The organism is Cyclobacterium xiamenense (assembly GCF_900109255.1).
GTDB classification, from domain to species: Bacteria; Bacteroidota; Bacteroidia; order Cytophagales; family Cyclobacteriaceae; genus Cyclobacterium; species Cyclobacterium xiamenense.
This window is the reverse complement of sequence record NZ_FNZH01000001.1, coordinates 1,125,876-1,152,296: the sequence shown is the minus strand read 5'-3', so window position 1 is coordinate 1,152,296 and position 26,421 is coordinate 1,125,876. Positions and strand designations below refer to the sequence as shown.

The window sequence follows — 26,421 nt, the reverse complement described above, 5'->3', positions numbered from 1 at the left end:
CTCATTCTGCGGGTAATTTTAGAAGTTTTTGGGCATTGGAACGGTATACCTTTTCCAACACCTCCCCGGAAAGGTCATAGCCATGCATGGGCCAATGGTAGGAGGAAATGTTTCTGTCGTAAAAATGCTCGTCGGCAGTCTCCAGAATGCGAAGGGTTGTTTGATACATGCCCACATCCATTCCCATATCGGTACCGTACACCAAGCGGTCCGCATACTGCGTATAAAATCGATTGACGGTTCGCGGAATCGTGGCCGTTTCAGCATACCGGGCACTATTGTCTGCATATAGGTTGGGATAGACGTCGAATAGTTTCCCCAGTATGCTCAAATCATAACTCGTATTTGCATAATGACAAGCGATGAAGGTGGTTTCCGGATTCTGAGCCACAGCATCTTTCAGTATGTCGATCATGCCCTGGTGGTCCACAATTCCTTCCTGTTGGTCAAGCCGCCATTTAAAGGCATTCATTAGGCCATCGTTACTCGCATCCATCGGCTGGTACATCCAGATGGGTTCCGCAACATGAATGCTGATTGGCATGCCCAATTCCCCGCATTTCTGAATCAATGGCTTCATTTTTGGATCGTTGATGTGCATGCCAAATGCTTTTGTCGGCCGGGAGTAAAACAGCCCTTTCCCTTTATCTCCCAATTCGCCCACTCCTTTTGCACCCATCGAAAAACACCGCTCCAGTTCTTTTACCGCCGCAGGGCCAAAATCATCCTGCTCGTAACCGGTGTAATCGAATCCGCAAAACAGAATGAAACGGTCCGGGTATTTGCCGTATACCTGTACTAGCGAATCAAAGGCATCTCCTGTTTGGTAAGATTGAATCACCGTTTTTTCTATGCCTACTTTGTCCATGGTCTTTACCCATTCGTCGAGCGCTGCTTCGGATTTCGCGTAAGGATGAGAATGCATGTCAATCACTGGAAAAGCTGCTCTGGTTACGGGATTTTCGTTTCCTTTATACAGGGAAACCGGTTGGTGGTCTTTTAAAAGCAAGGCCTCTACCGAATCAGCCGAAAAACTCTCCTGCGTCGATGCTGCGGTTTCCGTATCTGGACGCCCACAGGAATGGCAAATGAGTAGTACTAAGAAAGAAGTAACCAGCGAGAGATAGGGACGCATAAAAAAGGGTAGGTTAAGCGATTATGAATGGAGTTCAAGCAGGCACACCGGCAGATTTGACCGTTTGCTGTTAGCCCTAAATGTAATAAATAATTTTAAAATTCAGTAAAACAAGCATAAAACCATTCATCCTTTTTTCGTTATCGATTGTTTGAAGCTGTTCCCCGAAAAGCTATATTTGGATATCGCCTTCGCAGTGGGGGTTTTCAAAATTGTCTTTATGCCGTCTCGTTTATGAACCCAAACCCAGCCCTTCCTGGTAGAAGATTGGTTTCGTTGGATGCCTACCGGGGAATTACCATGTTTTTGCTGGTTGCCGAATCTGCGTTGGTCTATCGGGCTCTTTTGGGTGCGGTTTCTGAAGACTCATTTGGTTTTGCTGTTTTTCAGCAATTTACCCACCACCCCTGGAATGGCCTTCGGTTTTGGGATCTCATTCAGCCTTTTTTCATGTTTATTGTCGGGGTGGCGATGCCTTTTTCGCTTAAAAACAGGTTGGAAAAGGGATCCAATTCAGCTGACCTAACCCGGCATGTCCTGCGACGCTGCCTGCTTTTATTTCTGTTTGGGACCGGCTTGCATTGCGTTTACGCAGACGCGCTCGTGTTTGAATTGTGGAATGTACTAACCCAGTTGTCCTTCACCATTTTGCTGACCTACCTGTTTATTAATTACCCGGCAAAATGGCAATTCCTTGTATCCATCGGTTTATTGCTACTGACGGAGCTATTGTACCGGATGTACAACCCCTCGGCTCCCTTTGTCAAAGGGGATAATTTCGGCTCATTTTTCGATGAAATCCTGATGGGCAAGATCAACGGGGGTGGTTGGGTAGCGATCAACTGCCTACCTACCGCAGCGCATACCCTTTGGGGAGCGATGTGCGGCAAGTTACTTTTGTCCCAACGTAGGGATGGCGAAAAAATCAAGCCACTACTTGTGGCAGGGGTGATCGGCTTGGCGGTAGGCTACGGGCTGGACTGGACGGGAATTACCCCAATCATTAAACGTATTAGCACCAGTGCTTTTGTGATGGCCTCGGGTGGCTGGGCGGTGCTGGTGCTTGCTTTTTGCTTTTGGTTGATCGACGTAAAAAAGGTGAAAAAATGGACATTTGCCTTTTTAATTGTCGGAATGAATCCAATTTTTATTTACTTGTTTGCCGAAGTACTGGGACATGACTGGTTAACCGGGTTTGTAGGCATCTTTACCTACGGGTTTTTGGGATTGCTGGGCCTTTCGGAGCATGCAATGGCTCTTTTTACGGCTTTCGTATCGCTGGGCTGTATGTGGTACCTATGTTGTTTTCTCTACTCAAAAAAGATTTTCTTTAAAATATAATGCAAGGAGCTATCCTGTGGGATGGCGTTTATGTTAGAACCAACAAATAAAAAAGCAAACTATGAGTAATAAAAGGAGGGAGTTTTTAAAACTCTCCGGCTTGGCCGGAATTGGAATGATGGGAACGGGTTTTACCGGTTTATCCCAGGAAGAACAGGAGAATGTACTTGTTCAAAGCAGAAGGCAGCATGCGCAACGCTTCAATATGTCCGGTTATGCGGCTCCGAAGCTGGATCGGGTGCGCGTCGGGGTGATCGGACTGGGTATGCGTGGTCCTGGTGCAGTCAATCGATTAAGCAAAATAGAAGGGGTGGAAATTACCGCCTTGTGTGATTTGCGACCAGAGATGGTAGACAAGGTGATGAAAACCCTGGACGGTACCACTCACAAGCCGGCTACCTACAGCGGCAGTACCTATGCCTGGAAGGAAATGGTGGACCGGGATGATTTGGATCTGGTATACATCGCTACGCCCTGGCAATGGCATACCCCCATGGCCGTTTATGCCATGGAAGCTGGCAAACACGCCGCTTCAGAAGTTCCCATCGCCATCAGTCTGGAGGAATGCTGGCAACTGGTAGAAACCTCCGAACGCACGAAAAAACACTGCATGCAATTGGAAAATTGCTGCTACGATTTTTTCGAACTGATGACCTTAAACATGGCTCGGGATGGCTTCTTTGGCGACATTATCCACGGAGAAGGGGCCTATATCCACGACTTGCTTGAGCTGAATTTCAAAAAGGACACCGGATATCAGGACATGTGGCGATTGAAAGAAAATTACCGAAATGGAAACATCTATCCAACCCACGGATTGGGTCCGGTCTGCCAGATCATGAATATCAACAGGGGGGATCAAATGGACTACCTCACCTCTTTGTCTAGCCAGGATTTTCACATGAAAGCCCGGGCAGAAGAACTGGCTGCCGAGGACGATTTCTATGCCTCATTTGCGACGAAGCAGTTCCGGGGAAACATGAACACCACCCTGGTAAAAACCAAAAAAGGTAAATCCATCATGATCCAGCACGATGTGAGTTCACCCCGGCCGTATTCCCGGATTCATCTGATAAGCGGTACCAAAGGTATGGCCAGAAAGTGGCCCGTGCCGGGCGTAGCTACCGGGCATGGATGGATGAAAGACGAAGAAGTCAAGGAACTGGAGGAAAAATACACTCCCGAAATTGTAAAAAAGGTCGGGGAAATGGCAAAGAAAATCGGCGGGCACGGTGGCATGGATTTTATGATGGATTGGCGATTGATCGATTGCCTGAGAAATGGACTACCACTGGACCAGGATGTGTACGATGCCGCACTTTGGAGCTCCATTACCCCATTGAGCGAATGGTCAGTAGCCAACCGGTCCAATTCGATCGATATTCCTGATTTTACGGCCGGTTCCTGGCAAACCAACCAGCCGGTGGAGCTAACCCTGAAAGGGGGAGGTACTACCGGTGTGAACGCATAAGGAATCGAGGGAGTGGCAGGACCGCAATTCCTGTCACTTTTTTTTAGCTAACGTAGACAACCAATCCCTTCAGGTACGAGGTTTCCTGGTGAAAGATATTCACCGGATGGTCTGCTCCCTGGGACACCTGATGGATAATTTGGGTAGGACGCCCAGCCTCCAATGCAGCTGCCGTCACCGTATGGGTAAAGAGTTCCCGGTCAATGACCTGCGAACAAGAAAAAGTAAACAATATCCCTCCGGGTTTTATTTTTTTCAGCGCCATGGCGTTTAGCCGCTTGTATGCCTGTACGGCATTGTGCCTGGAGCGCGTGTTTTTTGCAAAGGCCGGTGGGTCGAGAATTACCAGGTCGTACGATTCGTCGATGTCCTGCAAATACTTCAGCACATCTGCCGTGAGGCATGGATTTTTTTCCGTGTCAAACCCGTTTAGTTCCAGGTTTTTTTGGCAGAGAGCGATTGCTTCTGCGGAGATATCCACGGAGGTAACCTGGCTGGCACCGGCCCCAAGTGCGTATACCGAAAATCCACCGGAGTAGCAAAAGGTGTTGAGCACTTTTCTGCCCGTACAGTAGTTTTGCAACAAGCGCCGGTTGTCCCGTTGGTCCAGAAAAAAACCGGTTTTCTGCCCTTTCTCCAAGTTGATTTCGAAGCGGAGCCCGCTTTCCAGGATTCGCGGTTCCTGTTTTTCTCCCACGAGCCAGGAGTCGGCCTCCCCGGTTTTGTCGTGCAATGCAGCGGCACTTTTGTTGTAAATGGATTGAAGGTCCGTTCTGAAAAGCGTTTGCAGCGCAGTGACAATCGTAGGCAATTCGCCAAGGATGCCCCGGTGATGTGCCTGAATAATCAGGTTCCCGTTGTAATTATCGATGATCAGCCCGGGCAGGTGATCCCCTTCACCATGTACCAATCGGTAGGCATTGGTCGATTCGCGTTGGGCGGCGAAGATTTGTTGGCGAAGTTGGTAGGCGGCGCTAAGCTTCTCCAGCCAAAATGCCTCGTCTATTTCCTGGTCGCCAAAGACAATCATTCGGATCATAATGGAGCCGGGCGCATAGAAACCCATACCCAAGACCCGATGGTTCGCGTCAAAAACCTTTACCAATTCACCATCTAGTAAATCAACCGGTTTGGTGTAAACGGCACCGGAAAAAATCCAGTGATGCCTTCGTTTAATGGAAATTTCTTTTCCTTTCTTTAAGATTATTTCAGGATATGTTTTCATGGATAGCTTTGGGATAGGCAACGGAGCCTGCGATCATCGCAGCGGCGCTGAAGAGCAAGGCCGCCAAGTGGTGTGGTACAGGCATGTAAACAAGGTCAAAATAAAACAACAAATAAGCGACCATTCCGCCAAACAAGGAGCCTTTGGCACCGGCGGGAGAGGCCTTCTTCCAATAAAGGCCGGCCGTCAGCGGAACCAGCAAGGATACCAAAAGCAACATGGAGGCTTCACCGATCAAGGAGTAAATATTGGTTTTCCAAAAAGCAAGTAGAACGGAAATGACCGCAATTGCCGCCAGGCAAACCCGTAAAACGACCAACATTTGCTTTTCAGTCCAGGTTCTTTTTCTCCATGGTTTAATGATATTTTCGGTGAGCAAGGCAGCGGGAGCAAGCATGGAGGAACTGGTAGTGCTCATGATGGCAGAAAGCAATGCGCCAAAGAAAACGATTTGCAGCGGCAAACTGCTGTGATGCATTACAAGTTCGGGGAGTAGCATTTGTGCGTTTTCTGGCGTACTATTGGGATACAGGGTTTTGGCACTCAAGGCAATAAATAAGGGGAGCAGTCCAATGGTCAGGTAGAATCCAGCCGCCAAAAACAGTGATTTTTGCGCAATTTTGCTACTCTTGGCTGCCATGGATCGTTGGTAAATGTCCTGACTAGGGATACTGCCCAAACCCAGTATCGCCCAGGCACCTAGATACTCCATCCAGGCACCGAAGTTTTGTTCCGGAAAGAAGGTGAAGCTGGATGCAGGAGCCTGGTTAAGGACCCGAGTAACACCTCCTGCCTCCTGACTGAGGGTTAGGGCTAGCCAAAGCAGTCCCACGACTATCACAATCGTCTGTACAAAATCGGTTACGGATATGGCCCACATGCCACCTAGAAAAGTGTAAAACAACACGACCGCAGCGCTAATCACCACCCCGGTTTCGATCGACACATCGGAGACCGCTCCCAGGATGAGGCCAAAGGCGACCAACTGGGCGGCAATGAATCCAAAATAGGCAGGAATCATAAAAATACTGGCGTACAAAGCGACCCGTTTGCCAAATAACTGCAAGAAGACGTCTCCTAGTGTCCGGGCCTGCATGGCATAAATGGGTTTGACAAAGAACAAACCAAATAAAAGCAGGCAAAGCGCCCCACCAAACGGGTCCTCCATGACACCTAACAAGCCGTGCTCCAGGTATTCGGAAGAGGCACCAAAAATCGTTTCGGAACCAAACCAGGTAGCGAATAGTGCCGAAGCGCTTAAGAAAAGGGGAAGCCGCCTGCCTGCCAACATAAAGTCTCCGGAGGTTTTTACCAAACGGGAAGACCAGGCTCCCAAAGCCATGGTTCCCAGTAGGTAACAAACGATTGCAGCGGCCAGCAAGTAGGATGAATTAATGGGTGTACATCTTTTCCCGCAGGGCCCGAATGGCTGGATCCTCCAAATACGATTCGTAATCCATCCGTCGATCAATGGTGCCCGACGGCGTAAACTCAATGATGCGGTTGGCGACCGATTGAACAAACGCATGGTCGTATGAAGAAAACAAAAGGGTACCCGTAAAATCGATCATGGCATTGTTCAGGGCATGAATGGATTCCAGGTCCAGGTGGTTTGTGGGCTCGTCCAACACCAAAAAGTTGGGGTTTTGCAACATCATGCGAGAGACCATGCACCTCACTTTTTCCCCACCGGAGAGAACCGATGCTTTTTTTAATGATTCCTCCCCCGTAAACAACATCCTTCCCAGGAAGGTCCGTACGTAGGCCTCTTCCTGATTGTCGCTGTATTGACTCAGCCAGTCGATCAACTTCAAGTCTGAATTGAAAAAGGAGGAATTGTCGTTGGGCATGTAGGCCTTATTTATCGTTACACCCCATTTGAAACTACCGGATTGAACCGGGATCTCCTCCATGATCGTTTGGAAAAACTTGGTAACGGCCTGTTTCGTTCTGGATAGAAAAGCAATTTTATCTCCTTTGTCTACCATCAGGTTGACATCCGTAAAAAAGATCTTTTCCTCATTTTTTAGTTCCAATTGATCGGTTAGCAGCAATTGGTCCCCAGCTTCTCGTTCCGGTTTAAAGATAATGCCAGGATACTTGCGGGTAGAAGGCTTGATTTCATCCACATTTAGTTTTTCCAGCATCTTTTTTCGAGCCGTGGCTTGTTTGGACTTGGCGACGTTTGCCGAAAATCGCTCGATAAAGGATTGAAGTTCTTTTCGCTTTTCTTCGGTTTTCTTATTCTGATCGGTCTTTTGCTTGGCGGCCAGCTGCGAAGATTCGTACCAAAACGAATAGTTTCCGGAATAGATATTGATTTTTCCAAAATCGATGTCCACGATATGGGTGGCAACCTGATCGAGAAAATGCCGGTCATGTGAAACCACTATAACCAGATTTTTGAAATTGATTAGAAAATCCTCCAGCCAGCCGATGGTTTCGGCATCCAAATCGTTCGTAGGTTCGTCAAGAATCAGGATGTCTGGATTCCCAAACAAGGCCTGCGCCAACAGTACCCGTACTTTCTGATCGCCTGACAGGTCTTTCATCAACTTGCCGTGATGCGCCTCGCTGACACCCAGGCCGGATAGCAAAGCAGCAGCGTCACTCTCGGCATTCCACCCGTCCATTTCGGCAAATTCGGCCTCCAGGCTGGCAGCTTTGTTGCCATCTTCTTCGGTAAAATCCTCTTTCAGGTAGATGGCATCTTTTTCCGTCATGATGTCGAATAACTTTTTATGCCCCATGATGACGGTCCGGAGCACTTCTTCCTCCTGAAATGCAAAGTGGTCCTGTGAAAGTACGGCCATCCGCAATCCCGGTGTAATGTTTACCAGACCGGTAGTACTATCTACTTCTCCGGTTAGAATTTTAAGAAAAGTGGATTTCCCTGCTCCGTTTGCACCAATTACTCCATAACAATTCCCGGGAGTGAATTTTAGGTTGACGTCTTCGAAAAGTGTTCTTTTTCCGAATTTAAGGGATAAATTATCTACTGAAATCATTGTTCGAACTATCTGAGGATTTTAAGAAAGCGCAAAGTTAGAAAAATATTCCAGCATGACCTATTTTCCGGTTCAGCGGGGAGATAGCCCGGGGCCCTTTTTTCGCCAGGTATGCAATTCGCCGGTAGTATGGTAATGATACATCAAAACCAAACCCGCCAGAAGGATACAGCCCGCCATTAACAGGACCATAGGGAGTGCGGTACCGTTGTGAAAAACACTGACCAGCCCCGAAACGATGCCGCCGATGGCCATGCGCATAAAGCCCATCATGGCAGAAGCACTACCGGCATTTTTTGCAAAAGGAGCCAGGGAGATGGCGGCCGCATTCGGCACGCTCAACCCATGTCCGGTTAGGAATATAAACATCATTCCTATCAGCATCCAAACGTTAAAGAAGCCGGTACTAACTCCGGCAATTATCAGTATTCCGACAACGAGTTGGTAACAAAGGGCTGTGATGACGATGGTTCGGTTGCTGTATCGGTTTAACAACACGTGGTTTAGCTGGGTAGCCCCAATCATGGCCACGGCCAAAAAAGCGAAAAGCCACCCGTATTCCGTGGGCGTGAGTCCGTAATTGTTGATAAAAACGTCCGAAGACCCTGCAATGTAGGCGAAGGGCGCTGCCCCCGCGATGCCTCCAACCAGAATATAGGTTAGGAATTGCTTATTTCGCAGAACTTCGCGGTACTTTTTGGCAACCTTCCATGGTCGCAGCGACAAATCCCGTTCCGGGTCCGCTCCATCTGGCAGCTGCCATTTGCAAGCAAACAAAATGGCAGCACAAATAGCTGCTAGCAAAATAAACATCCAGTGCCAGTGGAAATGTGCCGTTAGGTATCCTCCCAGCGTCGGCGCTACCATGGGAGACACCGCAATAACCAAGGTGAGCATGGCTAGGGCCTGCGCAATTTTATTGACCGGAAACAAATCCCTAACCAGCGCCTGTGCAGCCACCATCCCCACACATCCGCCAATAGCCTGTACAAACCGCATGGCGATCAAGGCATCCACAGATTGCGTAAATGCGCAGCCAACAGAGGCCGCGATGTAAATCCAAAGCCCGGCATACAGGGGCTTTTTCCTGCCAAATTTGTCCAGCAAGGGGCCATAAAAAAGCTGGCCGATGGCGATACCGATCAGGTAACTGGTAAGCGAAAGTTGCACCTGAGAAATGCTGGTACTCAGATTTTCTGCGATGGCCGGAAAGGCAGGCAAATACATGTCTACGGAAAAAGGACTGATGGTACTCAGTGCACCTAAAATCAAGACCAAAAGGAAATAGTTTTTCTGCTGTTTCATGCGGTGATGCAAAAATAGGCATTAAAATATACTATTGACCCTTTTCTTCTGCTAAAGGATTTACAAACATATTGAAATGATAAAAAATGTATTTTAAATAAATTAAAACGTTCTTTAGCATTGACAATTTGAGATTTAATACGTACTATTGTACTGATCTAACAGCAGTAAATTTTTATAGTTCGTACGAAAAACAGTTTATCCATTTAATGTTCCGTTTGTTATGGAGAAGGTAAAATTAAATCCCATCCCTTTTTTGCTATTCATAATTTTTATTGGTTTTACTAGTCAGAATTATGTTTACAGCCAGAATATCAGTTTCAACCAGGCTTCGTTAAATTTTAATGGTTTCCAAAACGTCGACCTGGGAACTTCCTTGCAATTTGGGCCGGACGAGCGGCTCTATGTGGCGCAGCTAAAAGGAGAAATCAAGATTTATACGATTTTAAAAGAAGGTCCCAACCAGTATGACGTGGTGGACGAAGAAGTTTTGCTGGGTGTGAAGAGCATTCCCAATTACGACGACAACGGACTTTTGGCCTTTGACAATCGAGGCAATCGGCAAATAACCGGGTTGACCGTAGTGGGGACAGCAGAAAACCCCATTCTGTATGTCAGCTCCAGTGATCCGAAATGGGGAGGCCCAAGTGGCGACAAATTACTGGACACAAATTCCGGCGTTATAACGCGGCTAACCTGGACCGGGGAGGCCTGGGAAGCGATCGACTTGGTACGTGGCCTGCCTCGTTCGGAAGAAAATCACTCCACCAATGGGCTGGAATTCACGACAATCAATGGAAAGCCCTACCTGCTGGTAGCAAGTGGCGGATTAACCAATGCCGGTGCGCCTTCCAAAAACTTTACCTACATCACCGAGTTTGCTCTTTCGGCCGCCATACTAAGCATCGATTTGGATGCGATAGAGGCACTTCCCAGCCAAATAGATGCACATTCAGGTAGACTATTCAAATACGACATTCCCACACTCGACGATCCCAGTAGAGAGAACGTGAATGGTATTTACGATCCGAATGACCCCAATTACGATGGGGTGGATGTAAACGATCCTTTTGGAGGCAACGATGGCCTAAACATGGGCATGGTCACCGAAGGGGGTCCTGTGCAGATCTACTCTCCCGGCTATAGAAATTCCTACGACTTGGTGGTTACTGAGGACAGAAAACTTTTTGTAACCGACAACGGTGCGAACATCAACTGGGGTGGTTTGCCCCTACACGAAGGGGATGCGACCCTGGTAAGCAATGCATACGATCCTGGGGAACCCGGGGCCAGCCCGCTTAATCCTTCCGCAAGCGGGGAGTTTGTCGACAATCAGGATCATCTGCTATTGGTAACCAGCGATTTGGATGCATACCAACCGGGAAGCTATTATGGCGGCCATCCCACGCCCATTCGCGCCAATCCCGGGCAACCGTACCAGCCAGGAGCGTCCTTTCCTTTTGAACCAGGGGGAGCAGGGTTATATACAAAGTTTGTAGGAGATGATAACGGTTTTCAAAACGTAACGCCCACATTTACGCCTACGGATAAATTCCGAACGCAGATTTTGGAACCCGTCGCTCCGGGACAACCGGGCTTTGACGCGTATGCGGCAAATAGCTTGCCGGCTAACTGGCCACCGGTACCTCTTAGTATGGCAAACCCGGCAGAGGCCGATTTTATAGCGCCTACCCTGGCAAACCCCAATGGGCCCGAAGCGTCCATCGTTACCATTTTTCCAAACAACTCCAATGGGATTGCCGAATACAAAGGGACCAATTTTGATGGTGCGATCAAAGGATCCTTAATTGTGGGTAAAAATGGTGGCACCCTGCATTTGATTCACCTTAACGAGGACGGTTCACTCAAGGAAGCGGAGTTTAGCAAGTGGAACCTAAATGGGGGAAACGCGTTGGGCATAGCAACCAATGGCGATGGGGAAATTTTTCCGGGTACGATATGGGTAGCCACCTTTGATAACCGTATCATGGTGTTGACTCCGGCCGATGACGTCTTCTGTATCCCTGTAGATGATCCCGACTTTGATCCGAATGCCGATTACGATCACGATGGATACACAAATCAGGATGAGCTGGACAATGGTACGGATTACTGTTCGGGTGCTTCGGCACCGGATGACTACGACAAAGATTTTGTATCCAATTTGAATGACCTGGATGACGATGGAGATGGTATTTTGGACAGCGATGATCCGTTTCAAGTTGGATACCCCAGGGATTTACCTCTGGAGAATCAACTTTTCACCAATCAATCCGACGCATCTGGAAATGAGTTTGGCTACCTGGGCCTGGGGCTAACTGGTCTGATGAATAACGGTGACGAAAACCCCAATTGGCTCGAATGGCTGGACAAGGGTAACGAAAGCCCTGGCCCTCCCGATATCTACGGGGGGACCGCCGGCGCCATACAGGTCTCGATGACTGGAGGCACCGCCAATGGCACCGCCAATAATCAGGATAAGGGTTTTCAATTCGGAGTCAATGTGGGGACCGAAACCGGAAAATACATGATTTCTTCCGGTCTCATTGGGCTTTCTTCGCCCGGTCAGCTATACGATTTTGAAGGCAATGGAGAAGTAGGTATACAACTAGGGGATGGTACCCAGAGTAACTTTGTAAAATTGGTATTTACCAAAGACGGGATTGCTGCCGTTCAAGAAATCGATGATGTGGTAGATGCCGATTCACTTTTTCTCCCGATTCCAGCAGACCAACGCGCCGATGGCAATACACTGATTGAATTGTCTTTCGATATCAATCCCATAGACGGGACGATCGAACCAAAGTACGTGTACAGTAACGAGCCTGCGGTTTCTCTGGGCGTCATGACAGCAAAAGGAGCGGTAAAGAATGCGATACAAGATATACTCAAGCCGCTTGCCATAGGGATTTACGGTTCCTCCCATGATCCGAATGAGAGTTTCATTGCTGTATGGAACTTTTTTAAAGTAAGCGGAGAAATTCCCTACGCCATCCGAAGCTTGCGGGACGTAAACCGCTTGATAGGTGATCCGGATGTAGTGATCAATCTTGATGAATATTTTGGCGACGACGATGGGGTGAATAACCTTACGTACTCGGTGAGTGGAAACAGCAATCCGTTGGTAGCCTCTCAGGTAGAAGGAAATCAGCTTCGGCTGATTATTCCAAACGACGAGGTGACCTCGATGGTTTCTGTTCGGGCCACCGATGCGAACGGCTATTTTATTGAGCAATCGTTTGCCGTGATCGTAGAGCAAGATTTTGAAATTCTGCTCCGAATCAATGCAGGTGGAAATGTACTGCCCGGTGAAAACGGAGCCCCAAACTGGTTGGCGAATAGCACCGCGGGTCCGGAGACGACGGGCTCATTCTCTGTATCGGGCGGAAGAAGCTCGACCAACTCGTTTTCCGCAGATCAACGACACGAGTCCATTCCTGCCTATATCTCCGACGAACAGTACGTGCAAATTTTCAATAAGGAGCGGTATGCAACGGAAGCAACCATGGACTACCAGATACCTTTGCCGAACGGAGATTATTTGGTCAATCTATACATGGGTAATGGTTTTTCAGGTACGTCTGGCCTCTTGAATCGCTATTTCACTATTGAAATTGAGGGAGAAACCGTCGCGTCTTCGCTCGATCTGGTAGAGACTTTTGGGCATCTTGTTGGGGGAATGATCCAATATCCGACAACCGTGGTAGACGGAGAGCTATCGATTTCCTTTCTCAAACAAAAGGAAAACCCGCTTGTAAACGGTATAGAGATTATCGGAAAGCCGATCCAAATTCCCATTGAATTTACTGCCATAGAGGACCAAATAAACTTTGCAGGCCATGAATTGGATGGGAGCATGTTTGTTTCTGCCTCCGGCGGGAATGGAAACCTCAGCTATGCGGCGGAAGGATTGCCCCCGGGAGTGTATTTGGAGCCGACCAACGGTACCATCTACGGGAAAATCGAGGAAGGTGCATTGGCGAACAGTCCTTACAGGGTCACCATTATCATCGACGACGAAGATGCGATTCATTCCGATGCCGAGTCTTTTAATTTTACATGGACCATTAGCCCCGACCTGATTGACCAAACGTGGAAGGTAAGCAATGAAGATACCACCTATACAGGCAGGCACGAAAACAGTTTTGTACAGGCAGGAGATAAGTTTTATTTATTGGGAGGAAGGGAAAGCGCCAAAACCATCGATATATACGATTATTCGAAGGACGAATGGCGCTCACTGCCCAATATTAATCCACATAGTTTCAACCATTTTCAGGCAGTTACCTACGAGGGGTTAATTTGGGTCATTGGTGCATTCCAAACCAACAATTACCCCAATGAATTGCCAGCGGAGCACATTTGGATGTTTGATCCGGCGGCTGAAGAATGGATTCAGGGGCCCGCCATTCCCGAGAACAGAAGACGCGGATCAGCGGGAGTGGTTGAATACCGGGGTAAATTCTACATCGTCGGTGGCAATACCGATGGCCATGATGGAGGTTTTGTTAGTTACTTTGATTCGTACGATCCAAAGACAGGAGAATGGAGCGTTCTACCGGATGCACCGCGGGCGCGCGATCACTTCTTTGCGGTCACTATCGGCAGTAGACTATATGTCGTGTCGGGACGGCAGTCAGGGGGCATAGGAGGTACGTTTGCTCCGGTAATACCTGAGGTAGATGTATACGATTTCAATTCCCAGACCTGGAGTACCTTGCCAGACGGCCAGAATCTGCCCACGCCAAGAGCAGGAGCGATCGTAAATAATTACCTGGATAAGTTAATTGTGGCAGGGGGAGAAGTGGACACAAGTGCCGTTGCATTGAATACAACGGAGATGTATGATCCATTGATACAGTCCTGGCAAACGCTGAATCCGCTTAATTTTGCCCGACATGGTACGCAAGGGATCGTATCCGGAAAAGGATTGTACGTCTTGGGCGGATCCCCAAAGAAAGGGGGCGGAAATCAAAAGAACATGGAAGTATTTGGCTTTGATCAACCTTCCGGCGAACCGCTAGTCAAGAGCGAATTGATGGTTCCCTCGTTGGTTCAGTTTAAAAAAGGACAACCCAAAGCCGTTGAGGTGGCGCTTGAATCAGGAAACACCGGGCTATGGATTCGATCAGTGGAATTAATTGGTCCGAACGCTGCCGATTTCAACATCGTAGAAGGTTCCCTTCCTGAAAATCAACTTTGGACCTCGGGACACCGCTTTGAGCCGGTGTTGGATTACGAGGGCGATTCCATAGAAGGAGAGGCCCAGCTGGTGATCAATTGGGGAAAAGACGGACAAACCACGATTCCGCTGCTAGCCGACGGTAACTTTGAGCAAGTGTCGATTTACTACAACACAGGTTCTTCAAAGGATACCCAGTTTGAGGGAAATACGTACGTTGGTGACATGTTACTTACCGACATACACAACGGTGGCTCTCATTATACCAATTCAAATCTCTCGGTAGATACGCTATATCGGTCCGAACGATTTTCTACGTACATTGCTTACGCGATACCGGTTCCGAATGGGATTTATACCGTAACAACCCATCATACAGAAACCTGGTTTGGCCAACCCGGAGGTGGCGTGGCTGGACCTGGGAAGCGGGTTTATGATGTCGTATTGGAAGGGACAGTGGTAAAACCCGATTTAGATCTTTTTGTAGAAAGTGGCAATCAACCGGTCGCACTTGTTTTTGAAAATATTGAAGTGGTCGATGGGTTGTTGCAGCTCGAGTTAGTCGCATCGGCAAATAATGCCTCCATATCTGGTTTATCCATCGTTAACCAAGGAGAATTGGGTTCGGTACCCCTGGCATCGATTACGGCGTCCACCTTGTCTGGAACTGGACCGTTGGAAGTGGTTTTCTCCAACGACATTGGCAGGCCTTCTGATTTCAGCCATTTCTGGGATTTTGGTGATGGAACGTTCTCTGCTGAACCTAACCCAACACATGTCTTCGAAACCCCCGGAACCTACCAGGTCTCGCTTACCGTCTACAATGAGCAAGGAGATCAGGCAAACGATGAGGTACAGGTAACGGTGGTTTCACCAAACTTTTTTGAATTGCATGTAAATGGAGGTACCAACGCATCAACCGTTTTCGAAGGCTTGGATTTTCTTGGGGAGAGCAGTGCAGCTATTTCCTTTACAAATTCTAAAACCTCGACCATTGGTGGTGCGGGAAGTAATGAGATCTTCTTCACGGAAAGGTATGGGACAAATTTTGGGTACGATATACCTCTCCCGAATGGCCTGTATACCGTAAAAACGTACCACAACGAATTGTGGTTTGGGAAAGGTGGCCCGGCGGGTGCTCCGGGGCAGCGCGTGTATGACATCGTCATTGAAGGACAGGTTGTTGCAGACGATTTTGACTTGTTTGTGGCGAATGCCAACCAGCCACTCACCCTGAACCATCAAAACGTTGCCGTGAGAGATGGAGTTTTAACGCTTCGAATGGTCGCCTCCGCAAACAATGCGTCCATTTCCGGATTTTCAATCGTAACGGAGGATGCTGTCTTGTTGCCCGAAGCCGTGGCAACTGCCAATAAGGACACAGGTGCGGCGCCGTTAACAGTAGAGTTTGTCGGAAGCAATTCTGGAGGGTTGGAACCCCTTGAATACTACTGGGAGTTCGGAGACGGTCAAAGTGCTACCGAACCGGATCCAGTTCACAGTTATACAGCAATAGGCGAGTACATTGCCCGATTGACTGTAACCGATTCCTTGGGCAATCAAGATACAGCAACTATACCCATTCAGGTTACCGCGGAGGAAATTCAGCCTGCTTTTTCTTTGCAGGTCAATTCGGGTTCCAATGCTACGATCGACTACCTTGGAAATACGTTTCTTGGGGAGAGTGTTTCCGGCGTTAGTTATTCGTCTTCTGGTACCTACAGCAATAGCAGCGCAGGAAGTCCAACTTTATTCCTGACTGAACGTTTTGGGACAAACTTTTCCTATTCTATCCCTGTTCCGAATGGAATTTACCGGGTGAAGACCTACCATAATGAATTGTGGTTTGGGAAAAACGGGCCTGCCGCTGCAGTCGGCCAGCGGGTTTATTCCATACTTATCGAGGGAGAAACCGTAAAAAGTAACCTTGACTTATTTGCTGAGTACAACAACCAGCCTACCGAACTGACATTTGAAACAATTATCGTTCGGGATGGGGAATTGAACATCGGCCTTGTTGCACTGTCGAATAATGCTTCCATTGCCGGGTTTAGCATTGAGTCTGCGGACGAAGCTGCGGTCGGGCCTCAGGCATTGATTGTGTCGAGCGCAATGGAAGGGGTGGCCCCGGCAGAGATCGCGTTTGACGGCTCCAATTCAAGTGGGGAAGGAGATCTGAATTATTCCTGGACCTTTGGTGATGGCGCAAGCAGCGAAGAAATGAGTCCAACACATGTATATGCGACTCCAGGTGTATATGAAGTACAGCTGGTAGTGACGGATGCAACCAATGCCAGTAGTACGGATCAGGTTTCTATTGAAATCACCGACGAGTTACCTGCCTGGGCGCTGTATTTGAATGCAGGAACAGTCGCTGCTACCAATTACCAGGGAGACGATTTCGTGGGCGATAAAAACTATCCGGATTATTACACCAGCAACAGTAGCTTTATTAGCACGTCGGGTAGTAGCATACCGCTTTTCCAATCAGAACGGTACGGTAGTAACTTCTCCTATACCATCCCGGTAGAAAACGGAACGTACCGTGTAAGAACCTTTCACAACGAGCTATGGTATGGAAAAGCCGGCCCTGCTGCAGGGCCAGGTAACCGGGTTTTTGACATCCACATAGAGGGACAACTTGTAAAAGACAACTTCGATATTTACGTGGAAAGCGGAAACTTACCGACAGAACTGGTTTTTGAAAATATTGAGGTTACGGACGGGGTTATGGAAATCAATTTTATAGCTTCAAAAAATAACGCAAACGTATCGGGTGTTGTTTTGGAACGATTTTCACCAAAAGTCGGAACTTCCGGAAGTGGGGCGCGATTGGTTGTGCATCCGGATGCAGCGGAGGGGATGGATAACGGCGAGCTCGTCAATAGTAACTTCCCGTCTGCGATCATTTATCCCAATCCTGCGAATACAGAAGCTTATGTACGCATGGAAGGGGACATGCCATTGGATTGGATTGGAATTTATACGCTTACCGGTCAGCAAGTGATGCTTTTGCATGCTGGTAGCAACAGATTGCCGGAATACTCGCTACCAGTAAACCGGCTGGAGCAAGGAGTGTATGTGGTTCGGCTGATTTCAAAACAAGGGCTTTCCAAGGAATTACGATTGATTATTGCGCGGTAAAAAGCAACGAAAGCCCGGTCTGACGATCGGGCTTTTTTTCAATCAAAATTTTGCACGGCACGAGCGATGCCCTCTAGACCGATAACCAGCAAAAAAAAACCTGATCAAGAGACCAGGTTTTTTTATTCACTTTAACCACTAACAACCACAAATAAAACTCACCTGTACGAAGACAGGCAAACCCTATTTGTTGTAGTCCGTACGGGAATCGAACCCGTGTTTCATCCGTGAAAGGGATGCGTCCTAACCCCTAGACGAACGGACCGTTACAAAAAAGAAAAGAAGTAGCAACATGTAGTCCGTACGGGAATCGAACCCGTGTTTCATCCGTGAAAGGGATGCGTCCTAACCCCTAGACGAACGGACCATTTCAGTAGTGAATGTGCTCTTTTCTGAAAGGTGATGCAAATATAGGTTCTTTCAAGAACAAACCAAAACCCACCAAAAAATTATTCGGTGGCGTACGTCCAATCCTTTGAAAATAAGCAATTAAAATTGGATTCACTTAAAAAGGACCAGTTTACCAAACTTTTTCCCCCGAGAAAACGTTTCCCTACTAAACCTATAGATTAATTTAAATTAAATAACCATGTCATTACGATTAGGAGATATTGCGCCAGATTTTACTGCCGACTCGACTGAGGGTAAAATTAATTTTCACAGCTATCTGGGCGACAGCTGGGGAATCCTTTTTTCCCATCCTGCCGATTACACACCGGTATGTACAACGGAACTAGGGGCTGCGGCAAAACTAAAAGAGGAATTTGGTAAACGAAATGTTAAAATGTTGGCACTAAGTGTGGATGGCATTGATAGCCACCATGCCTGGATCAAAGATATCAACGAAACCCAGCATACTACCGTGAATTTTCCGATTATTGCCGACGAAGACAGAAAGGTGTCTGAACTGTACGACATGATTCATCCGAATGCGAACGAGAAACTTACGGTTCGCTCGGTTTTTATTATTGGAACGGATAAAAAAATTAAATTGATTATCACCTATCCTGCGAGCACCGGACGAAACTTCGATGAACTCCTTCGGGTGATTGACTCCCTACAACTTACGGCCAATTACAGCGTGGCTACGCCCGCAGATTGGAAACACGGCGAAGATGTGGTCATTGCTCCCGCCATCAAGAACGAAGACATACCGGCGAAATTTCCTAAAGGACACAAGGAAATAAAACCCTATCTCCGGACAACACCTCAACCCAATCTTTGAAATGAAAAAGGATGATGCAAATCATCCTTTTTTTATACCTTGCTGTTTGTAAGGTACTGTTCCCTTCAAATTTGGGAACCCAAAGCCAATCATTTTTTATTTTTATTATCCCGTAAGCGAAAATTTCTTACTTTAGGATTTTTAGGTTTCCTACAAACGGATCACATACACAAAAGGACATGATACAAAGCATCATAATTGGGTCAGGGAGTTACTTGCCGACCATTCGAATTCCTAACGACCATTTTTTATCCAGAGATTTTTACGGAGCCAACGGAGAAAGACTGGCTAAACCGAACCCAGACATTGTGGCTACCCTGCAGAAGATTACCGAGATCAGCGAAAGGAGGTACCTCGAAGACGATTTGATGACGTCCGATATGGGGTATTTGGCCGCACGAGATGCCTTAAACGATGCGTCCATCGATGGGGAATCCCTTGATTACATCATCGTCGCCCATAATTTCGGAGATATTCGGAAAGACAACATACGGGTCGATACCTGTCCGACTCTTGCAGCCAGGGTTAAGCATAAATTAGGGATCGCTAATCCCTACACCGTAGCCTATGACCTACCTTTTGGCTGCCCCGGTTGGGTTCAGGGCATGATTCAGGCCAATTACTACATCCGATCCGGAGATGCCAAGCGTGTGATGGTGATCGGTGCGGAAAACCTATCCAGAATATCGGATCCACACGACATGGATAGCATGATTTTTTCCGACGGTGCCGGTGCGGTTATTTTGGAAGCCTGTGAAACAGAAGAAAAGGTGGGAATCATTACCCATATAACCCGGTCGGACACCCTGAATCACGCCCATTTGCTTACCATGGGCCCCTCATACAATCCGGATTTTCCCGACGATACGCTCTTTTTAAAGATGAATGGAAGGAAACTGTACGAATACGCCATAAAAACCGTCCCTCCGACCGTAAAAGCCTGTATCGATCGGGCCGGACTGCCACTTGACCATATTAAAAAAGTATTGATTCACCAGGCAAATGCGAAGATGGACCACAACATTCTGGAGCGGCTGTTTCACTTGTACGAACAAGACCGAGTACCGGAAGACCTCATGCCCATGAGTATTCAGAAATTGGGAAATAACTCGGTTGCGACCGTCCCAATCTTATACGATTTGGTTGCTAAAGGTAAGTTGGGTCACCACCGCTTTGTTCCTGGCGAATACGCATTGTTTGCGTCGGTGGGCGCCGGCATGAACATCAACGTTATGGTCTACCGACATCCCGAATGAAACCATTCTTCCCATGAAAAAGATAGATTCACACCAGCATTTTTGGCAATACGACGCCGAGCGGTACCCCTGGATTGGGAACGGCATGGAGACCATTGCCAGAGACTTTTTACCGGCTACGCTGCACCCACACCTTCAAGCCCATGAGGTAGCGGGTACGGTAGCCGTACAGGCCGTTTCCGAGGTATCGGAAACCCACTTTCTACTTCATTTGGCAGAGGAATACCCCTTTTTGCTTGGCGTGGTTGGCTGGGTGGACCTTCGGTCGAGTGGTCTGCAGGATACCTTGCATGCCTATCAGCCCTTTAGCAAGCTAAAAGGCTTTCGGCACCTACTGCAGGACGAAAAAGATCCCGATTTCATCTTGCAGCCTTCCTTTCAGCAGGGACTGCAACTGATTTTCGAGGCTGGCTACAGCTACGACTTGTTGGTACTTCCGCATCAATTGGACGGCGCCATACAAACAGTGGCCAATTTTCCCGAGGGTAGGTTTGTACTGGACCACCTGGCAAAGCCAAAAATTAAACAGAGGGCGATTGCTGATTGGAAGGTGCAGATTGAGGAACTCGCCGGGCATCCGCAGGTTTGTTGTAAGGTATCCGGAATGGTGACGGAAGCCGACTGGACAAATTGGAAAAAGGAAGATTTTTTTCCTTACCTGGACGTGGTGGTCGAAGCTTTTGGCGAGGACAGGTTGTTGTTTGGGTCGGATTGGCCGGTTTGCGGGCTCGCCGCTACCTATGGGCAGGTCGTTGGGGTGCTGGAGGAGTACTTGAAGGAGCAATCAATAGCTTTGCAGGAGAAAATCTGGTACGAAAATGCCCGACAGTTTTACAGACTTTGACTAAATGAAAAAAAATGAGACGGTATTGTTTCGCATTGGATCTACAGGATGACCCGGCGGCTATCGCGCGTTACAAGGCGCATCACCAGCAGGTTCCTGCTGCCATTGAAGATAGCATCCGAGAGGCAGGCATACAAGTGATGGATATTTATCTCACGGGCAATCGGCTTTTTATGATCATGGAAGTGGGAGAGGAGTTTTCCTTTGAACGAAAGGCGGAGATGGATGCTGCCAATCAACAAGTGCAAGCGTGGGAAAAGTTGATGGGTGGCTTTCAAAAATCCCTGGCTTGGGCCGCACCGGGTGAAAAATGGGTTCGGATGGAGCAGATTTTTTCGCTGGGGAAATGAAGTGAAGCGGACGCTTTCGCTAGTCCTTTCGAACTTCTTTCTGTTTCTGTACGCGACAGAGAACAAACTGCCTCTAGAAAGGTATGTTTTATCCTCAATCAAAAAAAAAGCTACCTGGAGGCTCAGGCAGCTTTTTTATACGGGTGTACGTTTGGTGGTTACATGTTTTTCACCTCACTCACCAATCCATTTAGTACTTTTTTCGCATCTCCGAAAAGCATGCGCGTTTTTGGATCGAAAAAGAGCGCGTTCTGAATGCCGGCATAGCCGGAGCTCATGCTTCGCTTGATCACTATGACGTTGGTAGCTCGATTTACTTCCAAAATGGGCATGCCATAGATCGGGCTTGAAGGATCATCGTTGGCAGCGGGGTTGACAACATCGTTCGCGCCGATGACCATGACCACGTCCGTGTTGGGTAGCTGTTCGTTCATGTCGTCCATTTCGATTAATTTGTCGTAGGAAACATCCGATTCCGCCAACAACACGTTCATGTGTCCGGGCATCCTACCCGCAACGGGATGGATACCATAGGTTACTTCCACGCCTTTTTCTTCCAGAATTTTTTCCAGGTCGTGTACCGCATGCTGTGCCTGTGCTACAGCCAGCCCGTATCCGGGAACGACCACTACCCGTTTGGCGTAAGCCAATAGGATTGCACTGTCGTAGGTATTGATTTCCTTGGCCACCTGATCTCCGTCTTGCCCGGCTGCAGCGGTGCCGGCCGCCGAACCGAAAGAGGTGAATAAAATATTACTTACAGAGCGGTTCATCGCTTTGGCCATCAGCAAGGTCAGCAAAAGGCCCGCAGAGCCTACCAGAATTCCACCCATGAGCATTACCTTGTTATCGTACAGCAAACCCGTGGTAGCTGCGGTCACACCCGTTAGGGAGTTGAGCAGAGAGATGACAACCGGCATATCGGCACCCCCGATGGGGTAAACGAATAGCAATCCGTAGATCAATGCCAGCGCAACCAGTCCGTAAACAAACAGGGGTTTTGGCTCAGCGGCCATAAGTACGTATACCGCCAGGGCAATGGCCAGGCCCAACACCAAAAATGCGAGAATCTTGTTAACGCGGATATCTTTTACGACACCCTGTAGCTTACCCATGGCAATCATGGATCCGGAGAAGGAAACGGAACCGATGATCAAGCTCGCCATCAGGACACTGCCTTTTCCAATATCGTCTATCGCGAGGTCTCCATATTCTACCAGTCCGATCAACGCTGCTGCCGCACCACCCATTCCGTTGAAAAACGAGACCAGCTGGGGCATGGCGGTCATTTGTACCGTTTTGGCCGAATAAAGGCCGCCTACTGTTCCGAGGGCAATGGCAATTAGAATAAGCACTATATTATCCAATCCGGGGGTAAAAAAGGAAACCGCAATAGCCAGAATCATTCCAGCCAGTGCAATGCTGTTTCCTTTTCTCGCCGATTCCGGATGACTCATCAATTTTATTCCCAGAATAAAAAGCACTACCGCGACCAGATAGCCTATATCGATTAATTGTAAAATCATGACGTTTATTTTTTACCGGGTTTCTTTTTAAACATTTCTAACATGCGGTTGGTAACGGCAAAACCTCCTACCACATTCAACGTGGCGAGAAGTACGGCCAGAAATCCCAACGTCAGCGCCAGGTAATTGGCCGGGTCGGTTTTTCCCAGGACGATGATGGATCCCACGATCACCACGCCGGAGAGGGCATTTGACCCGGACATCAGTGGCGTGTGCAACACCGTCGGGACTTTAGAGATAACTTCTATCCCCACAAACACCGCCAGGATAAAAATGTAGAACTCCTGTTGATTGACAGATATGTAGTTGATGATTGCTTCCATTTTACTTTAATAAAGGTTCATAAATAATCGCACCATCGTGAGTAATGCAGGTTCCTTTGATAATCTCGTCCTCGAAATTGAGGTTGATTTTATCTTCGTTGAGCAATAACTTCAATAAGTTTTGCACGTTTTTGCTGTACATTTTACTCGCGTCTTCCGGCATGCTTGCTGGCAGGGCTGAATTCCCAATAATGGTAACACCCGATAACGTGACCGTTTTGTTGTTTTCTGTTCCTTCGCAATTTCCTCCGTTGGCCGCGGCTAAATCTACCACTACGGCACCCGCTTTCATTTTCTCCAACATGCTTCTGGTAATCAAAATGGGTGCTTTTCTACCAGGGATAAGGGCCGTGGTGATGACTACATCCGATTTGATGATTGATTTTTCGAGCATTTCCGATTGCTTCTGCTTGTATTCCTCGGATTGTTCTACGGCATATCCTCCTGCTCCTTTATCCTCAACCGCACCTGGCACTTCCACGAATTTTCCTCCGAGGCTTTCTACTTGCTCTTTGACCGAAGGTCGGGTATCAAAGGCCTCCACTACGGCTCCCAACCGTTTGGCGGTAGCGATTGCCTGTAGTCCCGCCACTCCCGCCCCGATGATTAGCACTTTGGCTGGGGCAATGGTTCCGGCGGCAGTCATCAACATGGGGAAAAAGCGCGGTAAATTGGCGGCTGCAAGTAATACGGCTTTGTAACCCGATACGGTGCTCATCGAAGACAGTACGTCCATGCTCTGTGCCCGGGTGATACGCGGAATGGAATCCATGCTTAGCAAGGTGACACCCGTCTCGGCGAGGGATTTCATCAGTTCTCTAGCTACAAGGGGCTGGTATACGCCAACCAGGTACTTGCCACGAGACAATTTTTTTTGATCTTCCGCATCAAGGGGTGTAATCTGGAAAATCATCTCTGCTGTTTCCAGTACTTCTACCCGAGATTTGACGGTTGCTCCCGCTTCCTGATATACCGCATCCGATAGGAAGGAGGAATCTCCCGCCCCCGTTTCGATCAACACCTGATTGCCCGATCCGGTTAGTACCTTTACTGCTTCCGGGTGCAGGGAAACCCTGGTTTCCGGGGAAGGTTCTTTTAAAATTCCTAAAATCATATTGGTGGTTAATTGATTGATTCAAAACAATTCCGTTTCCAGAGGTTGCCAGTGCTTGTAGGTTAAGGTGGCCAAGGTAATTTGGCAGTGCAAAAAAAGCACTTTTTTAGGGATTTTACAGTAATCCCTTTCAAAAGTTTCGCAAAATAAAAGCTAAAACCATTTTTTTAATTAAATTTCAAAACATAATCAAAAAAATAGCGAATTCCCGGACAGCCCTCTGGTTCAATCCCGATGGATGTTCGTTAAGACAACCGAACAAATAAATTGTACCAACGTATGCAAACTGCTTATTTATCTCTTTTACTCCTTTTTAGTTTCCCAGTACTGATGCAGGCGCAGGACGGAAATTCCGGAGAAAGCCTTCCTTTTCTCGATTATTGGCCAATTGTGCTATTGCCCATATTTGTCATTGTGCTGTATCGGTTTTGGAAAAAACGCAAAAAATAATGCAGGTTACGCGGAAGTACCGTATTTTTAACCTGCCGATTGGGCGCCGACCGAAGCCTGTCAATTAACTGAATAAAACCCGAAATTCATGACCCGTTTTACATTCCTTTGGTTTTACCTACTCGTTCTGTTTGCACACAGGACCGTCGCACAGGAGGAGTTGCGCATCGAAATTGCCGATGAAATCGCCTACTCCATCGAACACGAAATGGTCAACCTATGGTATCCCAAAGCCTACGACAGCCAACACGGCGGCTACCTAAGTAGCTTTGAGTACGATTTTTCGCTTTCCGAAAATCAACAAAAAATGATTGTGTCTCAAGCCAGGCACCTTTGGACGCTATCCAAACTCATGGAGCGGTACCCGCAAGTGGACCATTACGAGCGGGGTGCAAAAATTGGTTTTGAGTTTTTGCGGGATTCGTTTTGGGATGCGACCTATGGTGGGTTTTTTACGCTGCTTAACCGAGCTGGAGATTTGCCGGTCGGCAGTAATGGCGAAAAGACGGCCTATGGCAATGCCTTTGGGATTTATGGCCTGGCCGCTTATTACCGGGAAACCGGCGATCAGGAAGCCTTGGATTTGGCCAAAAAGGCGTTCCACTGGCTGGAAGCGCACAGTTACGACCCGGTCTATGGAGGGTATTACCAGTCCCTTTCCCGGGACGGGAACCCGCTGCCGCGGACGCCAGACACACCCTCTACTTCCACGGTAGGCTACAAAGATCAAAACAGCTCCATTCATTTGCTGGAAGCATTTACCGAATTGTATCAGGCGTGGAAAGATCCCTTGCTGAAAACGCGTACCGAGGCACTTCTGGTGCTGATTCGGGACAAAATTGTACAGGAGCAGGGATATTTGCAGTTGTTTCTGCATCCAGATTGGACGCCGGTTAGTTTCCAGGATCAAGGTAGGGAAGCGATTGAAAAGCACCATTCCGTCGACCACGTTTCCTACGGCCATGATGTAGAAACAGCCTACCTGATGATGGAGGCCTCTCATGTGTTGGGATTAAAAAACGATTACAAGACCTGGGAAGTTGGGAAAAAAATGGTAGACCATGCGCTCAAATTTGGTTGGGATGATGGTGTGGGTGGCTTTTATGATGGAGGCTATTATTTTCCCGGTGAGGATGCGCCCGAAACGGTGAAAGATACGAAAAATTGGTGGGCACAGGCCGAGGGATTAAACACCCTGCTGATCATGGCAGACCTGTATCCGGACGATTCGAATCGCTATTTTGACAAGTTTAAAAAACAATGGGAATACATCCAATCCTACCTGATCGACCACGAGCATGGTGAGTGGTACTCCGGTGGCTTGGATAAGCAGCCGGAAATGAAGCGGGGAAGGAAAGGGCATGTTTGGAAAACGGCCTATCATAATTTTCGCTCCCTTACTAATTGTGACCGGAAGCTTCGCGATCCGACCCACTTAGCCCTCACCATTAATACGGGTGATCATTGAAAAAGGACATGGATTTCGGCGTTCATAAAATTTCGATTTTCCACTGCCTAACTT

The 26,421-nt window shown here is 47.9% G+C and carries 16 protein-coding genes and 2 tRNA genes; 8 read left to right on the top strand and 10 right to left on the bottom strand.

Going from position 1 to position 26,421, the window contains the following annotated elements; translation table 11 throughout:
• Window position 1: 1 nt before the first annotated feature.
• Window positions 2-1,135: an amidohydrolase family protein gene (locus BMW71_RS04315; protein ID WP_092169866.1), complete on the bottom strand. Its 1,134-nt coding sequence runs from the start codon at window positions 1,133-1,135 to the stop codon at window positions 2-4.
• 234 nt (window positions 1,136-1,369) lie between these two features.
• Between BMW71_RS04315 and BMW71_RS04310 the strand changes: the two genes are divergently transcribed.
• Both BMW71_RS04310 and BMW71_RS04305 read left to right on the top strand, forming a co-directional pair.
• Window positions 1,370-2,476, top strand: coding sequence for an acyltransferase family protein (locus tag BMW71_RS04310; protein ID WP_092169863.1), 1,107 nt, complete (start codon window positions 1,370-1,372; stop codon window positions 2,474-2,476).
• A 61-nt stretch (window positions 2,477-2,537) separates the two neighbouring features.
• Window positions 2,538-3,947, top strand: a complete 1,410-nt coding sequence (locus BMW71_RS04305) for a Gfo/Idh/MocA family protein (protein WP_092169861.1) — start codon at window positions 2,538-2,540, stop codon at window positions 3,945-3,947.
• Between the two features lie 43 nt (window positions 3,948-3,990).
• Here BMW71_RS04305 and BMW71_RS04300 read toward each other — a convergent pair whose 3' ends face one another.
• The 4 genes from BMW71_RS04300 to BMW71_RS04285 all read right to left on the bottom strand — a co-directional run bounded on the left by BMW71_RS04300 (window position 3,991) and on the right by BMW71_RS04285 (window position 9,485).
• Window positions 3,991-5,172 carry a class I SAM-dependent rRNA methyltransferase gene (locus BMW71_RS04300; RefSeq protein WP_092169858.1) on the bottom strand — a complete coding sequence of 394 codons (1,182 nt, stop codon included), beginning with the start codon at window positions 5,170-5,172 and terminating at the stop codon, window positions 3,991-3,993.
• Entirely contained in the window at window positions 5,156-6,553 is a 1,398-nt protein-coding gene (locus BMW71_RS04295; RefSeq protein ID WP_092169855.1) for a high affinity choline transporter 1, read from the bottom strand. Before BMW71_RS04295 ends, BMW71_RS04300 begins: the two co-directional genes overlap by 17 nt.
• A 10-nt stretch (window positions 6,554-6,563) precedes the next feature.
• On the bottom strand, window positions 6,564-8,180 hold the full coding sequence (locus BMW71_RS04290) for an ABC-F family ATP-binding cassette domain-containing protein (protein WP_092169852.1): 1,617 nt from the start codon (window positions 8,178-8,180) through the stop codon (window positions 6,564-6,566).
• Between the two features lie 72 nt (window positions 8,181-8,252).
• Complete coding sequence (locus BMW71_RS04285) at window positions 8,253-9,485, bottom strand: multidrug effflux MFS transporter (RefSeq protein WP_092169849.1); 1,233 nt, start codon at window positions 9,483-9,485, stop codon at window positions 8,253-8,255.
• A gap of 256 nt (window positions 9,486-9,741) precedes the next feature.
• Here BMW71_RS04285 and BMW71_RS04280 point away from each other — a divergent pair, with 256 nt between their 5' ends.
• Window positions 9,742-17,811 carry a malectin domain-containing carbohydrate-binding protein gene (locus tag BMW71_RS04280; protein ID WP_177179567.1) on the top strand — a complete coding sequence of 2,690 codons (8,070 nt, stop codon included), beginning with the start codon at window positions 9,742-9,744 and terminating at the stop codon, window positions 17,809-17,811.
• A 193-nt stretch (window positions 17,812-18,004) separates the two neighbouring features.
• On the opposite strand, the gene BMW71_RS04275 is transcribed toward BMW71_RS04280, so the two are convergent.
• Both BMW71_RS04275 and BMW71_RS04270 read right to left on the bottom strand, forming a co-directional pair.
• Window positions 18,005-18,076: transfer RNA gene (locus BMW71_RS04275), tRNA-Glu, on the bottom strand.
• A gap of 30 nt (window positions 18,077-18,106) precedes the next feature.
• Window positions 18,107-18,178, bottom strand: a tRNA-Glu gene (locus BMW71_RS04270).
• A gap of 222 nt (window positions 18,179-18,400) precedes the next feature.
• Here BMW71_RS04270 and BMW71_RS04265 point away from each other — a divergent pair.
• The 4 genes from BMW71_RS04265 (at window position 18,401) to BMW71_RS04250 (ending at window position 21,486) form a co-directional block, all read left to right on the top strand.
• A complete protein-coding gene (locus BMW71_RS04265) occupies window positions 18,401-19,036 on the top strand; it encodes a peroxiredoxin (protein ID WP_092169844.1) in 636 nt (211 codons plus the stop codon).
• 179 nt (window positions 19,037-19,215) lie between these two features.
• The gene (locus BMW71_RS04260; protein ID WP_092169842.1) at window positions 19,216-20,292 is read left to right on the top strand and encodes a 3-oxoacyl-ACP synthase III family protein; all 1,077 of its coding nucleotides are present in this window, start codon (window positions 19,216-19,218) and stop codon (window positions 20,290-20,292) included.
• 13 nt (window positions 20,293-20,305) lie between these two features.
• Window positions 20,306-21,136, top strand: a complete 831-nt coding sequence (locus BMW71_RS04255; protein WP_092169839.1) for an amidohydrolase family protein — start codon at window positions 20,306-20,308, stop codon at window positions 21,134-21,136.
• A gap of 14 nt (window positions 21,137-21,150) precedes the next feature.
• Window positions 21,151-21,486, top strand: a complete 336-nt coding sequence (locus BMW71_RS04250; protein WP_092169836.1) for an L-rhamnose mutarotase — start codon at window positions 21,151-21,153, stop codon at window positions 21,484-21,486.
• A 158-nt stretch (window positions 21,487-21,644) separates the two neighbouring features.
• Here BMW71_RS04250 and BMW71_RS04245 read toward each other — a convergent pair whose 3' ends face one another.
• Genes BMW71_RS04245 through BMW71_RS04235 form a run of 3 tightly spaced genes read right to left on the bottom strand, consistent with a single transcriptional unit; the run spans window position 21,645 to window position 24,449 of the window.
• Window positions 21,645-23,012 carry an NAD(P)(+) transhydrogenase (Re/Si-specific) subunit beta gene (locus tag BMW71_RS04245; RefSeq protein ID WP_092169834.1) on the bottom strand — a complete coding sequence of 456 codons (1,368 nt, stop codon included), beginning with the start codon at window positions 23,010-23,012 and terminating at the stop codon, window positions 21,645-21,647.
• A gap of 5 nt (window positions 23,013-23,017) precedes the next feature.
• The gene (locus BMW71_RS04240) at window positions 23,018-23,335 is read right to left on the bottom strand and encodes an NAD(P) transhydrogenase subunit alpha part 2 (protein WP_092169831.1); all 318 of its coding nucleotides are present in this window, start codon (window positions 23,333-23,335) and stop codon (window positions 23,018-23,020) included.
• A 1-nt stretch (window position 23,336) separates the two neighbouring features.
• Window positions 23,337-24,449: a Re/Si-specific NAD(P)(+) transhydrogenase subunit alpha gene (locus BMW71_RS04235; protein WP_092169828.1), complete on the bottom strand. Its 1,113-nt coding sequence runs from the start codon at window positions 24,447-24,449 to the stop codon at window positions 23,337-23,339.
• Between the two features lie 538 nt (window positions 24,450-24,987).
• Between BMW71_RS04235 and BMW71_RS04230 the strand changes: the two genes are divergently transcribed.
• A complete protein-coding gene (locus BMW71_RS04230; protein ID WP_092169825.1) occupies window positions 24,988-26,367 on the top strand; it encodes an AGE family epimerase/isomerase in 1,380 nt (459 codons plus the stop codon).
• Window positions 26,368-26,421 lie beyond the last annotated feature (54 nt).

What these genes read in the sequence shown, in the direction of transcription:
- BMW71_RS04290 (WP_092169852.1), bottom strand. Translation starts at nt 8,180, where the DNA reads ATGATTTCAGTAGATAATTTATCCCTTAAATTCGGAAAAAGAACACTT.
- BMW71_RS04235 (WP_092169828.1), bottom strand. Translation starts at nt 24,449, where the DNA reads ATGATTTTAGGAATTTTAAAAGAACCTTCCCCGGAAACCAGGGTTTCC.
- BMW71_RS04250 (WP_092169836.1), top strand. Translation starts at nt 21,151, where the DNA reads ATGAGACGGTATTGTTTCGCATTGGATCTACAGGATGACCCGGCGGCT.
- BMW71_RS04240 (WP_092169831.1), bottom strand. Translation starts at nt 23,335, where the DNA reads ATGGAAGCAATCATCAACTACATATCTGTCAATCAACAGGAGTTCTAC.
- BMW71_RS04245 (WP_092169834.1), bottom strand. Translation starts at nt 23,012, where the DNA reads ATGATTTTACAATTAATCGATATAGGCTATCTGGTCGCGGTAGTGCTT.
- BMW71_RS04285 (WP_092169849.1), bottom strand. Translation starts at nt 9,485, where the DNA reads ATGAAACAGCAGAAAAACTATTTCCTTTTGGTCTTGATTTTAGGTGCA.
- BMW71_RS04230 (WP_092169825.1), top strand. Translation starts at nt 24,988, where the DNA reads ATGACCCGTTTTACATTCCTTTGGTTTTACCTACTCGTTCTGTTTGCA.
- BMW71_RS04305 (WP_092169861.1), top strand. Translation starts at nt 2,538, where the DNA reads ATGAGTAATAAAAGGAGGGAGTTTTTAAAACTCTCCGGCTTGGCCGGA.
- BMW71_RS04260 (WP_092169842.1), top strand. Translation starts at nt 19,216, where the DNA reads ATGATACAAAGCATCATAATTGGGTCAGGGAGTTACTTGCCGACCATT.
- BMW71_RS04315 (WP_092169866.1), bottom strand. Translation starts at nt 1,135, where the DNA reads ATGCGTCCCTATCTCTCGCTGGTTACTTCTTTCTTAGTACTACTCATT.
- BMW71_RS04255 (WP_092169839.1), top strand. Translation starts at nt 20,306, where the DNA reads ATGAAAAAGATAGATTCACACCAGCATTTTTGGCAATACGACGCCGAG.
- BMW71_RS04265 (WP_092169844.1), top strand. Translation starts at nt 18,401, where the DNA reads ATGTCATTACGATTAGGAGATATTGCGCCAGATTTTACTGCCGACTCG.
- BMW71_RS04300 (WP_092169858.1), bottom strand. Translation starts at nt 5,172, where the DNA reads ATGAAAACATATCCTGAAATAATCTTAAAGAAAGGAAAAGAAATTTCC.
- BMW71_RS04310 (WP_092169863.1), top strand. Translation starts at nt 1,370, where the DNA reads ATGAACCCAAACCCAGCCCTTCCTGGTAGAAGATTGGTTTCGTTGGAT.